This window comes from Variovorax sp. P4_D9, from assembly GCF_056401695.1.
Map to the genome: position 1 here is coordinate 1 of NZ_JBFUIU010000193.1, position 12,974 is coordinate 12,974.

The window sequence follows — 12,974 nt, forward strand, 5'->3', positions numbered from 1 at the left end:
GTCGTGGCGCTGGACCCCGGCCAGCCCGGCGCGGCCGCCGCGCGGGTCGCCCGCGGGGCCGTGGCTCCCACCCCGGCAGGGCCCGCTCCCGACACCGTGAGCGCCGCTTCCGTCGGCGTGTTCCTGCACGCCCACCCTTGCGCCACGGCGCCGTTCGTGCGCGTCGGCCATGACGTCCAGGCCGGCCAGACGCTCGGGCTGCTGCGCATCGGCGTCCTGCTGCTGCCGGTGGCCGCCCCGCGGGCAGGCACCGTCGCCGCGCTGCGGGCCGACGACGGCGCGACGGTCGGCTACGGCACGGCCCTGGTCGACCTGCATCCCCTCTGACGAAAAGGAAAACGACCATGGACATGGACCTGAACGCGGACCTGGGCGAAGGCTTCGGCCCCTGGCGCATGGGCGATGACGAGGCGCTGCTGGGCATCGTCTCCTCGGCCAACGTCGCCTGCGGCTTCCATGCCGGCGACCCGCAGATCATGGACCGCACCGTGCGCACGGCGCTGGCGCGCGGCGTGGACGTCGGCGCGCACGTCGGCTTCCCGGACCTGGCCGGCTTCGGCCGCCGCCCGATCCAGATGGACACGGGCGAACTGGTCGCCGCCGTGATCTACCAGCTCGGTGCCCTGGCGGGCATCGCACGCACCGCCGGGCACCGCATGACGCACATGAGCTTTCATGGCGCGCTCGGCAACATGGCGGCGGCGGACGCGGGACTGGCGGCGCCGCTGGTGCGGGCGGTGGCGGACTTCGATCCGTCGCTGACGATCAGCTCCTCGGCCAGCCGGGCCATCGAGGATGCGGCGGAGAGCTGTGGCCTGCGTATTCGCACCACCTTCCTGGCCGACAGAGCCTGTGATGAAACCGGGCTGCTGATCCCGCGCAAGATGCCGGATTCGGTGATCCACGACCCCGAGCGCGTGCTGGCGCGGGTGCGTCAATTGCTCGAAGACGGCACCGTCACCAGCTACGGCGGCCAGAAGATCCCGATGCAGGTCCATTCGATCCTGGTCCACGGCGACACGCCGGGCGCGGTGGCGCTGGCGCGCGGCGTGCGCCAGGTGGTCGAGGCGCACGGCCGCGTGGTGCCAATCTCGAAGCAGACCGCCTGAGCGGCACGAACATGGTGCTTACCCTTAGTCATCGCGCACCCTCCGGGGGCGACATAAGGGGGCCTTATCGCTCCACAGACAAACCGTCTTGGCGTGTCGAACCTGCGGTCGATACAGTGAATTCATCGAGGTCCGAAAGCGCATTCGACAAGGGTGCAACCGGCCGCCATTCCACAGAAAGAAAGTGATCCAGATGCCCTTCTCCGACTACAAGACCGCCTTGGTGACGGGTGCCTCCTCCGGCATCGGCGCCGCCGTCGTCGAGCGCCTCTGCAAGGAAGGCCTGCAGGTCCATGCCCTGGCCCGCAGCGCCGAAAAACTGAAGGAACTCGCCGCGCGCACCGGCTGCATCCCGCACGCCATCGACGTCAGCGACCTGGCCGGCGTCACCGCGCTGGCGAAGGAAGTCGATTTCGACGTGCTCGTGAACAACGCCGGCGTCGATCGGCCGGGCTCGATCCTGAAGGCCGACGCCGAAGGCATCGACCTACTGGTGGACGTCAACCTGCGCGCCGTGCTGCATCTCTGCCGGCTGGTGGTTCCGGGCATGGTGGCGCGCGACAGCGGCCACGTGGTCAACATCAGCTCGATCGCCGCGGCCTACAACTTCGGCGGCAACAGCACCTACCACGCGACCAAGGCGGCGGTCAGCATGCTGTCGCGCCAGTTGCGCGTCGACTGCTTCGGCAAGCGGGTGCGCGTCACCGAGATCTGCCCGGGTCGCGTGGCGACGGACATCTTCGCGCACGTGCACGGTGACTCCGAGGAGACGCGCAAGCGCTTCGTCGAAGGTTATGAGCTGCCGGAAGCCGCCGACATCGCCAATGCCATCGCCTTCGCCATCGCGGCGCCTGTCGCCGTGAACATCGGCCACATGGAAATCACGCCGACCCTGCAGGTGCCCGGCGGCCTTTCCACCGCCAAGCCGGAGACGGTGCGGGCCTGAGCCTCGCCCATCCACACGAGAGCACGCCATGAAGGACTTCGACCTCCTTGCGATCCTGCTGAAGCCCGAGTTCGGCGCCATGCTGCTGCACGGGATGGTGCTGACCCTGAAGATCGCGGTCGGCTCCTGGCTGCTCGCGATGTCGATGGCCGTCGTCCTGCTGGTGGTCCGGCTCAGCGCCAACATAGTGGCCGAGCGGGCTGTCGCGGCCTACGTCTCCTATCATCGCAATGTGCCGACGCTGGTGCAGCTGATGCTTTGGTACTTCGGCATCTTCAGCCTGCTGCCGGATCCCGTGCAGGACTGGCTGTCGAACAACAACGCCGAGGCGCTGATCTCCATCGTGGCGCTCGGTCTCTGCCAGGCCGCCTACTTCAGCGAGGACATGCGCTCCGGCCTGCGCGCCATCCCGCCAGGTCAGTCCGAGGCGGCGCGAGCCCTGGGACACGGCTACATTGGCGCGATGCGGTACGTGATGCTGCCGCAGGCGGTGCGCAATGCGGTGCCGGCCCTGGTGAATCACAGCGTGTCCCTGTTCAAGAACAGCAGCCTGGCGATGGCCATCGGCGTCGCCGAACTGACCCATGCGGTGAAGGAGATCGAGAGCCAAAGCTTTCGCACCTTCGAGGCCTACAGCATGGCGACCTTGATGTACCTGCTGGTGTCCATGCTCATCATGGCGGTCGGGGCCTGGATCGCACGCCGCTATCGTGTTTCGGGGGCGAGGTAAGACATGTTCGGCATCTTCGACATCCTGCGCGACAACTGGCTGCTGCTGCTGGTCGGCCAGTATCCCAACGGGCCGATGGGCGGCATCGTCGCCACGCTCGTTCTTTCGGTGCTGGGCATCGTGCTGGCCTTCCCCGTGTCGGTGCTGCTGGCACTGGCGCGCCTCTCGCCCTGGCGCGCCCTGCGTTGGCCGGCCACGGTCCTGGTCTACATCGTGCGCGGCGTGCCGCTGCTGATGGTCATCCTGTGGGTGTACTTCCTGGTGCCGATCCTGATCGGCCACGACGTCTCCGGGTTCACCACCATGCTGTGCACGCTGGTGATCTACGAAGGCGCGTACCTGTCGGAAGTAGTCCGTGCCGGCATCCAGGCGCTGCCGAAGGGCCAGTCCGAGGCCGCCCGTGCGCTGGGCCACAGCCACCTGGGAACCATGTGGTACGTGATCCTGCCCCAGGCCCTCTACAACATGCTGCCGAGCATGCTCAGCCAGTTCATCTCCACCATCAAGGAGACCACGCTGGGCTACGTCATCAACGTGCAGGAACTCACCTTCGCTGCCAACCAGATCAACAACCAGTTGCTGACCAAGCCTTTCCAAGTGTTCTTCATCCTGGCGATGACCTACTACGTCGTCTGCTTCAGCCTGACCCAGTTGGCGCAATGGCTGGAGCGGCGAATCGCCTACAAGCGACTCGGCAGCGCGACACCCGCCACCACCGAGGACGGCCTGCCGCTGCCGTCGGTGACAGCCAATCCCTGAAGCCGCGCTTCGACGGCCAGACCCACCACCAATGGAGACAACCATGGAAACCAAAGCACAACCCAGCGTGCGGCCGGCGCCGCGCGAAGACGACACCATGATCCTGTTCTCCAACATCAACAAGTGGTACGGCGACTATCAGGCGCTGACCGACGTCAATGCCGAAGTGAAGAAGGGTGAGGTGGTCGTGGTCTGCGGTCCCTCCGGCTCGGGCAAGTCGACCTTGATCCGCACGGTCAACCGGCTGGAGGAGATCAAGTCCGGCCAGTTGCTGTTCGACGGCCACGACATCCACGCCCCGATGAGCAGCCATGCGCTGAACAAGCTGCGCAGCCGCATCGGCTTCGTGTTCCAGAGCTTCAACCTGTTCCCGCATCTGTCCGTGCTGGACAACATCATGCTGTCGCCGATACGGGTGCTGGGCGTGAAGCGCGCTGATGCCAAGGCCAGGGCCGGCCAGTTGCTGGAGCGCGTGGGCCTGTCGAACAAAGCGAATTCCTATCCGGCGCAGTTGTCGGGCGGCCAGCAGCAGCGGGTCGCGATTGCGCGCGCCCTGGCGATGGAGCCGCCGGCGATGCTCTTCGACGAGCCGACCAGCGCGCTGGACCCGGAGATGGTCGGCGAGGTGCTGTCGGTCATGCGCAGCCTGGCCAACGAGGGCATGACCATGATGTGCGTCACCCACGAGATGAACTTCGCGCGCGAGGTGGCCGACCGCGTCTGGTTCATGGACGCCGGCCGCATCCTCGAGAAAGCCGACCCCGAGACCTTCTTCACCCGACCCCAGCACCCGCGCGCGCAGCGATTCCTGTCGGACCTGCGGGCGCATTGAGCCGATCGATTTCCCCTTCTCATCATTCGAATTTCTTCAACAGGAGCTCCCCATGTCGAACGCCAACGTGTTTCGTCTCGCCGCCCTCGGTGCGGTCCTCTGCGCATGCTCGCTCGCGGCCCAGGCCGACCAGTGGAGCGACATCGCTGCACGCAAGGAACTCAAGTGCGGCACCTTCGCCGACGTGCCGCCCTTTGCCGCGCCTGACCCGAAGACCCGCGAGATGGTCGGCCACGACGTGGACCTCTGCAACGCCATCGCCAAGGAACTCGGCCTGACCGCCAAGGTGACGCCGCTGTCGGTCGAGGCCCGCGTGCCCGAGGTCAAGCTCGGCCGCGTCGACGTGACCATCGCCAACCTGGCCTACACCAAGAGCCGCGGCGAGCAGATCCAGTTCAGCGACCCGTACTACGTCGCGAAGGAAATGCTGGCGGTCAAGGCGTCGGACCCGGGCACCACCAAGGCCGATTTCAAGGGCAAGCGCCTGAGTTCGACCAAGGGCTCGACCTCGGAGCTGTCGATCAAGATGAACGGCTCCGAACCCGTGACCTTCCAGGACACCGGCTCGGCTTTCATGGCCGTGCAGCAGAACAAGTCGATGGGCATGGTGGCGAACACCATGACCATCACCAAGCTGGTCAACCAGTCGAAGACCGAGGGTGTCCCCCTGAAGATGATCAAGGAACCGATGGTGCTGCAGCCGATCGGCATCGGGATGAAGAAGGACGAGCCGGTGCTGCTGGCCAAGGTCAACGAAGCGCTCTATTCGCTCGAGAAGAAGGGTGAGTTGGACAAGATGTGGAACAAGTGGCTCGGCCCGAACACCGAGTACAAGATGACGCGCGAGGAGAAGGTCACGCCGCTGGCCGATCTCAAGTTCGAACTGCTTCCTTGAGTGCCGGTTGAGTCCGGCTGCCGCTAGGCCCGCGCCGGCTTGCCGCCGGCGCGCCGCCGGGTGAGCGCCAGATTAGCCGTCATCATGGCGGCGACCAGCGTGACCAGCCACGAGAAGTACACCCACAGCAGGAACATCGGGAGTGCGGCGAAGGCGCCGTACAGCGCCTTGTACGTCGGCACCTTGACGAGGTAGCTGGTGAAGCCGCGCTTGCCGATCTCGAAAGCCACGCTGGCGATCAAGCCGCCCGCGACCGCGTCGCGCAGCCGCACCCGGGTGTTCGGAACGAGGTAGAACATGCTCGTCAGTGCAACGACGCCGAGCATGAACGGCCCGAGATCGAGCACGAATGCGAGCGATCGCGGCAGCGCACCGATAAGGCCCATGGAACTGCCCAGCAGGTACGACGTGGCCCACAGGCTCAGACCCAGAACGGGTGGCCCGATGGCCAGCACCAGCAGGTACAGGCCGACCCTCTTGAAGAAGGGCCGATTCTTCCTGACCTCCCACATCTGGTTCAGTGCGTTCTCCACGGTCAGGAGCATCGCGATGGCCGTGCCCAGCAGGAAAAGCGAGCCGACCCAGGTCAGGCCGCTGGCGTTGGCGGCGAACTGGTTCAGGTACTTCAGGACGGTGCGCGCGATGTCCGCTGGAAGCAGCCTGCTTAACATCAACTCCTGAAGCGCGTCCTTGAAGCGCTTAAAGACAGGGAATTGCGTGAACAGCGTGAAGCTCGCTGCCAGCAAGGGCACGATGGACAGCAAGGTCGTGAACGTCAGGCTCCCGGCGACCTGGGGCAGGCGCTCTTTCCTGGCGCGTTGGATCGTCAAGCGGGTCAGGGTGAACATGTATCGCTGAAAGAGAGAAATCGAATGGCTTGGCGCGGGCAAACCGACTGCCGGCTCCGCATGGCGATTGTGAAGGGTAGCTCGGAGCGCTTCAGCGATCCGTTGCATCGCGCCGGGCGGCAGCGCGTTCGAGGAGACGCAGATCTTCAAATTGATTCGACTGTCAAACTAATTCGGCTCCGCGGGAGTCGGAACATAGTGCGAGTGAAGGGCTGGCTGGTGAGGATTGAGAATTGCGTGCAGGACATAGGCTGCGCCTCCCACCGCGGTAGCCAGGTCGGCGTACCGCGCTGTCTTCACCGCTGGCGCTACAAGGCCCGCCCGTTCCGCGTACCGGGCAAGTACCTCGGTTGCGGCATCGAGAAGGGTGTCGCCGCCGAGGGTCACCGTCTCGCCGCCGAGGACGATCACCTGTGGGTTGAAGGTCGTCCAGGCGTTCTGGAGCAGCACGCCAAGCACGGCACCTGCCCGCGCGAAAGCGCTCCGGGTCGCCGGATCGCGAGCGCTCATGCGCGCACGCAGCGCGCGCCGGTCGATAGTGTCGTTCTGAAAGCAGCCTGCCGCGGCCGCGATGGCCTTGAGCCCGATGTACGCCTCTGCGCAGCCGAGCCGGCCGCACGAGCAGGGCTGGCCGTCGATCACAAGGGTCGTGTGGCCTATTTCGCCCGCTGAACCGCTGGCGCCCGTGAACAGGGCGTGGTTGAGGATGATGCCCGCTCCGACGCCAACGCCGCAGCTGACGTAGACCAGGGGATCGTCGACCGGTCGCTCGCAAAACTCGGTCTCGCCGACCGCTGCCAGGTCGGCCTCGTTGTGATAGTAGACCGGGACGTTCGCCAGACCCGCCCGTGCGAGTTCGGCGCCGAAGCGACGGCCGATCTCGACATGGCGCCAGCCGATGTTCGGCGCAAATTCGAGCATGCCCGAACGCTTGTCCACCGGCCCATGCAGTCCGACGCCGATGCCCAGCAGGCGCGATCCGTCGCGTGTCATCTTCGCGGAGAGGGCGGTGGCCATCTCGACGAGCTGGTGGCAGGCTTCATCCGGGTCCTTCGATCGAAGGGCCGCCTGGCTCGACTCGAGAATTTCCCCATGGATCGAGGTCGCCACGACCTGGACCACGTCGGGCCCGAGATCGACACCGAGCAAGACCATGTTCTTCCCGGCGAGCCTCAAAGGCGTAGGCCGGCGTCCGACGGTACCGGTGACGAATGCATCGGCCTCGACCAGCCACCCTTCATCGATCAGTTCCTTGATGAGCAGGCTGACCGTCGATCGCGTCAAGCCGCTGCGCTCGGACAGGCCGGCCCGCGAGATGCCGGCGTGCTCGCGAAGCAGGCGAAGCATGGCAATGCGATTGATGCTCTTGACGAAAGCCTGGTCTCCCGTGACTGGCGTTGGGGTGGACATCTTCGGCTCGCTCGTACGCTTTATGGCTGTTGGTCGAATCAATGATCTCACGTTTCGATTTGTCAGGTGTGTCATGGCGATCTTCGGTACTCGTTGGCTCGACGGAAACGCCTGAGAGCGTAGCGCCAAGCAGGAAATCTAGCAGCATCGGCGTATTCCCTAGTGACCGCACCGCGGCCCGATGGCACATTTGTTTGGCCATCAAACAAATTGGAGACACGATGAGAAGCATCAAGTTGGTTTCCTCCGCGGTGCTCGCCGCGGGGATGTGGCTGAACGCTGCCGGGGTCCTGGCCGCCGAGACAACCGTTCGTCTGGTCCACGTGGATCAAAACCCCGAAGTCGGCGCTTTCTACAACGACGTTGCGCGCCGATTCGAAGCGGCGCACCCCGGCGTCAAGGTCGAGATCCAGTACCTCGAGAACGAGTCGTACAAGAAGAAGCTCACGACGCTGCTGCAATCGCCCGATCGGCCCAACATCCTGTACAGCTGGGGCGGAGGAACGATGAGGGATCAGATCAAGGCCGGCGTCGTCGAGGATCTGTCGGTTCCGATGGATGCCAAGTGGCGAGAGAGCTTCATGCCGGCCGCTCTGCAGGCCTATACCGTCAACGGCAAGGTCTACGGTGTGCCGCTGCTGATGGGCCAGGTCGGGTTTTTCTATAACAAGGACCTGTTTGCAAAGGCTGGGGTCGACGCGGGGTCGATCAAGACTTGGGATGACCTGCTCGGCGCAGCGAAGAAGATCAAGGACGCGGGGACCACGCCGATTATTGTCGGCGGCGGGGACAAGTGGCCGCTGCACTTCTACTGGTCGCATCTGGCCCTGCGAATCGGAGGCAAGAGTGCGTTCGAAGCCGCGCTGCAAGGCGAGGGCAAGGGCTTTGCGAGCGATACCTTCGTCCAGGCGGGTGTGTTGTTCCAGCAGCTCACGGATCTGAAACCGTTCCAGCCGGGCTACCTCGGGAGCACCTTTCCCCAGTCGTCCGGCCAGTTCGGCGACGGCAAGGGTGCAATGGTTCTGATGCTGAATGCAATGCTCGGATCGATGAAGGCGAACTCCGCGAACAAGCTCGGCATCCCCGAGGACAAGCTCGGCTGGTTTCCGTTCCCGGTCGTTGCGGGAGGCAAGGGCGACCCGAGCGACACCTTGGGCGGAATGAATGGCTGGCTGGTCACCAAGGGCTCGCCGAAGGAGGCCGTCGAATTCCTGCGTGTCCTCTCGGAGGCAAAGAACCAGCGGGTGCCGGCTGAACGTGGTTCCTACATCCCCGTGGTTAATGGAACCCAGGATGCCATCGCCAACCCGATTCTTCGCCAACTGGCGGACAACGTCGCGAAGTCCAAGTATCACCAGATCTACTACGACCAGATGCTTGGCCCGTCCGTCGGCGCGGTCGTCAATGACGTCTCGGTCGAGCTCGCCACGGGGAAGATGAAGCCGGCAGATGYAGCGGCCGCCGTGCAAGCCGCATGGCAGCGCGCCAACAGCGCCAACTGAACGACCCACCGAGCCATCGTGACAACGATCGATCACAGTCCAAGTACCGCGGCGACCGCAGCGAAGGGCTGGTCGTCGGGGTGGCTTCGCAGGCCGTCCAGGCGAATCGGTGGAACAACGGCAGTGGCGTTGCTGTTCCTGCCGCCGGCGATCTTGTTGTTCACCCTGTTCGTCGCCCTGCCCATGGGGRCTGCCGGGTGGTACAGCTTCTTCAGCTGGAACGGCTATGGGGTCCCGACGAATTTCATCGGCTGGCGAAACTTCGTCGAGCTCTTCCGAAACCCTGCCTTCCACACTGCCCTTGGCAACAACCTGCTGATCATTGTCGGGTCCTTGGCCGTGCAGCTGCCGTTGGCATTGGCAATGGCGGTATTGCTCGTCGACCGGGTGCGCGGCACGACCACCTTCAGGCTGATCTTCTTTCTGCCGTACATCCTGGCGGAGATCGCGGCCGGCCTCATCTGGCGCTTCGTCTACGACGGCGACTACGGTCTCTTGGCCAAGATCTGGGAATCATTTGGAGCGACGGCGCCCTATGTGCTGTCCGAGCCCGACCTCGCCATGTACGCGATCCTGGTTGTGGTGATCTGGAAGTACTTCGGCTTCCACATGATCCTGTACATCGCCGGCTTGCAGCAGATCGACCGCAGCCTGTACGAGGCCGCCCGTATCGACGGCGCGTCGCGCTGGCAGATCTTCAGCCGGATCACGGTTCCGTTGCTGGGCTCGACGATCAGGCTGTCGGTGTTCTTCGCGATCCTGGGATCGATCCAGTTGTTCGACCTCATCATGCCGTTGACCAAGGGTGGACCGTCCGACAGCACGCAGACCATGGTGACCTTTCTCTACAACTACGGTGTCACGCGCACGGAGATCGGATTCGGCAGTGCCGTCGGCGTCGTCCTCTTCCTGATCTGCGTGGTGTTCGCCTTTGGCTACAAGCGGGTCTTGATGCGCCATGACTAGTCACGATACGTCTCCTGCGAAGTCGGCGTCCATGTCGCCGGTCGTTCGCTATGCGGCGCTGTTCCTGGTCGCCGGTCTGGTGCTGATCCCACTGGTCGCAACGATCCTCGGTGGATTCAAGACCCTCGGAGATCTGCGCGTCAACCCCTTCGGATTTCCGACCCAATGGGAGTGGCGAAACTACTGGGACATCCTGGGCGGCAGTCGCTACTGGCAGCTGATGGGAAATTCGGCCGTGATCGCGGTGCTTACGGTCGTGTTGACGGTCTGGGTCTCGGCGATGGCGGCGTTCGTGTTCGTGCACGTCAAGTTCTTCGGCTCGACCTTCCTCATCAACTACCTCCTTCTCGGATTGATGTTTCCCGCGGCAACGGCGATCCTGCCGCTGTTCATCCAGATCCGCGACCTGGGCCTGCTCGACAACTACTGGGGCGTCGTCCTGCCCCAGGTCGCGTTCGGCCTGGCGTCGAGCATCCTGCTGTTTCGCAATTACTTCAAGCAGCTACCGGCGGAATTGTTCGAGGCGGCCTTGATCGACGGCTGCGGCTACTTCAGATTCTTCTGGTACATCGTGCTGCCGCTGTCGCGACCCATCCTGGCGACGGTGTCGGTGATCGTCTTCGTGCACAGCTGGAACTCCTACCTGCTGCCTTTGGTGGTGTTCAACCGCGAGACGCTCTATACGTGGCCGCTCGGCATCATGGCCTACCAGGGTGAGTACTCGACCGACTGGAACCTGGTCCTGGCATTCATCACGCTGACCATTCTTCCCGCCGTGATCATGTTCTTTGCCGCGCAAAAGCACATCGTGGCCGGTTTGACGTCCGGCTCGGTCAAAGGATGACATCCGACCCTCGCACGCTCTACGCGAAAGAGCAGAACCACAAGGATCAATCATGTCTTCGGTCAGCATAAGAAAAGTCCAGAAGAGTTATGGCCCGGTGCCCATCATCCGGGGCGTCGATGTCGAAATCGAGGACGGCGAGTTCGTGATCCTCGTCGGCCCGTCCGGCTGCGGAAAATCGACACTGCTGCGAATGATCGCCGGGCTGGAGGACATCTCGCAGGGCGAGATTCGAATTGGCGAGAGGGTGGTCAACGATGTCGCGCCGAAGGAGCGCGACATCGCCATGGTGTTTCAGAGTTACGCGCTCTATCCGCACATGACGGTCGAGGACAACATGGCGTTCTCGCTCAAGATGGGTGGCGCGAAGAAGAGCGAGATTAACCCGAAGGTTGCGCGCGCGGCGCAGATCCTCAGTCTGGAACCCTTGCTGGGTCGACTGCCGAAGGAACTCTCCGGCGGCCAGCGTCAGCGGGTCGCGATGGGCCGGGCGATCGTTCGCGACCCCAAGGTGTTTCTGTTCGACGAGCCGCTGTCCAACCTCGACGCCAAGCTGCGGGTGCAGATGCGCACCGAGATCAAGGCGCTGCACCAGCGCTTGGGGACCACCATCGTCTACGTCACGCACGACCAGGTCGAGGCGATGACGATGGCCGACAAGATCGTGGTGCTGCATGACGGCATCGTCGAGCAGGTGGGGGCCCCACTGGCTTTGTACGACCGTCCGAGCAATCTGTTCGTTGCCGGCTTCATCGGCAGTCCGGCGATGAACCTGATCAAGGGGAAGGTGGAGCGAGAGGGCTTCGTGATCGATGGGTCCGGCGGCCTGACATTGCCTTTCTCCAACGCGCCGACAGCGACCCCGGGGATGCCGGCGGTCTACGGCATCCGGCCGGAGCATTTCACGCTCGACAGCGCCGGCTTCCCGATCAAGGTCGAGGTGGTCGAGCCGACCGGCGCCGAGACCCAGGTCGTCGCACACATCGGTGGACAGGCGATCACCGCGGTCTTCCGCGAGCGCATCAACGCCGGCCCGGGGGAAGTCATCCGGATCGCGGTACTGAGCGAATACGCGCATCTGTTCGACGCGTCGACCGAGCAACGTATCAATTGAAGGAGCAGGGCAATGGATTTTCTGAGCGTAAGGGCCAACCAGATCGTCGATTCTCGAGGCAAGAGCGTGCGCCTCAGGGGGACCTGTGTCGGCGGCTGGATGAACATGGAAGACTTCATCAACGGCTTCTCCGGCGCCGAGCACACGCTCCGGGTTGAGATGGCCGAGGTTCTGGGGAAGTCGAAGGCCGAGTTCTTCTTCGAGCGCTTTCACGATCACTTCTTCAATGAGGCCGATATCGAATACCTCAAGAGCCTCGGCACCACGGTCGTCAGGCTGCCCTTGAACTACAGGCATTTCGAGGACGACCAGAAGCCCTTCGGCTACAAGGAAGCAGGCTTCCAACGGCTGACTCAGGTGCTGCGGTGGTGCGAAAAGCACGGTCTCTACGCCATCCTCGATCTTCACGCCGTGCAGGGGTGGCAGAACGTGCACTGGCATTCGGACAACGCCAACAGGCACAGCCTGTTCTGGCACAGCGCGCACTACCAGGACAGGTTCATGGCGCTGTGGAGGGAGATTGCCAAACGGTACAAGGACGAAGCTGTCGTCGCAGGATTCAACCTGATGAACGAGCCCTGCGTGAACAACCAGTTTGGCGACTTGCCTTGGAACATCTACAAGAACTACCGTCCGGACTGGGATCTGATGAACGCCGTCTATCGGCGGGCTGTCGCCGCAGTCAGGGAGATCGACCCGAAGCACATCATTTTTCTCGAAGGCGATCGCTACTCCTACCAGTTCGATGGGTTGGAAGAGCCGTTCGCGGAGAACCTCGTCTACAGCAGCCACAACTACACCCTCTCGGGCTTCGGCCCGGGGCAGTATCCCGGAACGATCAACGCCGGACCTCCTCGAAGCGAAGGGCCCGAGCACTGGGATCTGGCCCGGCAAGAGTCCGTCTTCCTGAGCCATGAAGGGTCCGCGTTCACGAAGAAGCACGGCGTCCCGTTGTGGGTCGGAGAGTTCGGATCGGTCTACAACGGCGGCTCGGAGGAGGTGCCCGACCGGCTTCGTGC

Annotated in this window: 14 protein-coding genes; 12 read left to right on the forward strand and 2 right to left on the reverse strand. The window is 63.8% G+C overall.

Annotation, left to right across the window (positions count from 1 at the left end; translation table 11 throughout):
- The 7 genes from AC1DY5_RS20990 to AC1DY5_RS21020 all read left to right on the forward strand — a co-directional run.
- A partial coding sequence (locus AC1DY5_RS20990; RefSeq protein ID WP_478114424.1) for an acetyl-CoA carboxylase biotin carboxyl carrier protein occupies positions 1–327 on the forward strand: 327 nt, incomplete at its 5' end.
- A 17-nt stretch (positions 328–344) separates the two neighbouring features.
- Complete coding sequence (locus AC1DY5_RS20995) at positions 345–1,109, forward strand: LamB/YcsF family protein (RefSeq protein ID WP_478114425.1); 765 nt, start codon at positions 345–347, stop codon at positions 1,107–1,109.
- A 193-nt stretch (positions 1,110–1,302) separates the two neighbouring features.
- On the forward strand, positions 1,303–2,055 hold the full coding sequence (locus AC1DY5_RS21000; protein ID WP_478114443.1) for an SDR family oxidoreductase: 753 nt from the start codon (positions 1,303–1,305) through the stop codon (positions 2,053–2,055).
- A gap of 28 nt (positions 2,056–2,083) precedes the next feature.
- Entirely contained in the window at positions 2,084–2,785 is a 702-nt protein-coding gene (locus AC1DY5_RS21005; protein WP_478114427.1) for an amino acid ABC transporter permease, read from the forward strand.
- Between the two features lie 3 nt (positions 2,786–2,788).
- The gene (locus AC1DY5_RS21010) at positions 2,789–3,544 is read left to right on the forward strand and encodes an amino acid ABC transporter permease (RefSeq protein ID WP_478114428.1); all 756 of its coding nucleotides are present in this window, start codon (positions 2,789–2,791) and stop codon (positions 3,542–3,544) included.
- Between the two features lie 97 nt (positions 3,545–3,641).
- The gene (locus AC1DY5_RS21015) at positions 3,642–4,376 is read left to right on the forward strand and encodes an amino acid ABC transporter ATP-binding protein (RefSeq protein WP_478114445.1); all 735 of its coding nucleotides are present in this window, start codon (positions 3,642–3,644) and stop codon (positions 4,374–4,376) included.
- 52 nt (positions 4,377–4,428) lie between these two features.
- Positions 4,429–5,271 (forward strand): ABC transporter substrate-binding protein, encoded by an 843-nt coding sequence (locus AC1DY5_RS21020; protein WP_478114430.1) that lies wholly within the window; start codon positions 4,429–4,431, stop codon positions 5,269–5,271.
- A gap of 23 nt (positions 5,272–5,294) precedes the next feature.
- Here AC1DY5_RS21020 and AC1DY5_RS21025 read toward each other — a convergent pair whose 3' ends face one another.
- Complete coding sequence (locus AC1DY5_RS21025) at positions 5,295–6,101, reverse strand: YihY family inner membrane protein (protein WP_478114432.1); 807 nt, start codon at positions 6,099–6,101, stop codon at positions 5,295–5,297.
- A gap of 186 nt (positions 6,102–6,287) precedes the next feature.
- Positions 6,288–7,529 (reverse strand): ROK family transcriptional regulator, encoded by a 1,242-nt coding sequence (locus AC1DY5_RS21030; RefSeq protein WP_478114433.1) that lies wholly within the window; start codon positions 7,527–7,529, stop codon positions 6,288–6,290.
- 194 nt (positions 7,530–7,723) lie between these two features.
- Here AC1DY5_RS21030 and AC1DY5_RS21035 point away from each other — a divergent pair, with 194 nt between their 5' ends.
- The 5 genes from AC1DY5_RS21035 to AC1DY5_RS21055 all read left to right on the forward strand — a co-directional run.
- Positions 7,724–9,031 (forward strand): ABC transporter substrate-binding protein, encoded by a 1,308-nt coding sequence (locus AC1DY5_RS21035; protein WP_478114435.1) that lies wholly within the window; start codon positions 7,724–7,726, stop codon positions 9,029–9,031.
- A gap of 123 nt (positions 9,032–9,154) precedes the next feature.
- Positions 9,155–9,997 (forward strand): carbohydrate ABC transporter permease, encoded by an 843-nt coding sequence (locus AC1DY5_RS21040; protein ID WP_478114437.1) that lies wholly within the window; start codon positions 9,155–9,157, stop codon positions 9,995–9,997.
- A 31-nt stretch (positions 9,998–10,028) separates the two neighbouring features.
- Entirely contained in the window at positions 10,029–10,841 is an 813-nt protein-coding gene (locus tag AC1DY5_RS21045) for a carbohydrate ABC transporter permease (RefSeq protein ID WP_478114438.1), read from the forward strand.
- 52 nt (positions 10,842–10,893) lie between these two features.
- Entirely contained in the window at positions 10,894–11,955 is a 1,062-nt protein-coding gene (locus AC1DY5_RS21050; protein WP_478114439.1) for an ABC transporter ATP-binding protein, read from the forward strand.
- Between the two features lie 12 nt (positions 11,956–11,967).
- The coding region (locus tag AC1DY5_RS21055; RefSeq protein ID WP_478114441.1) for a glycoside hydrolase family 5 protein at positions 11,968–12,974 on the forward strand (1,007 nt) is incomplete at its 3' end.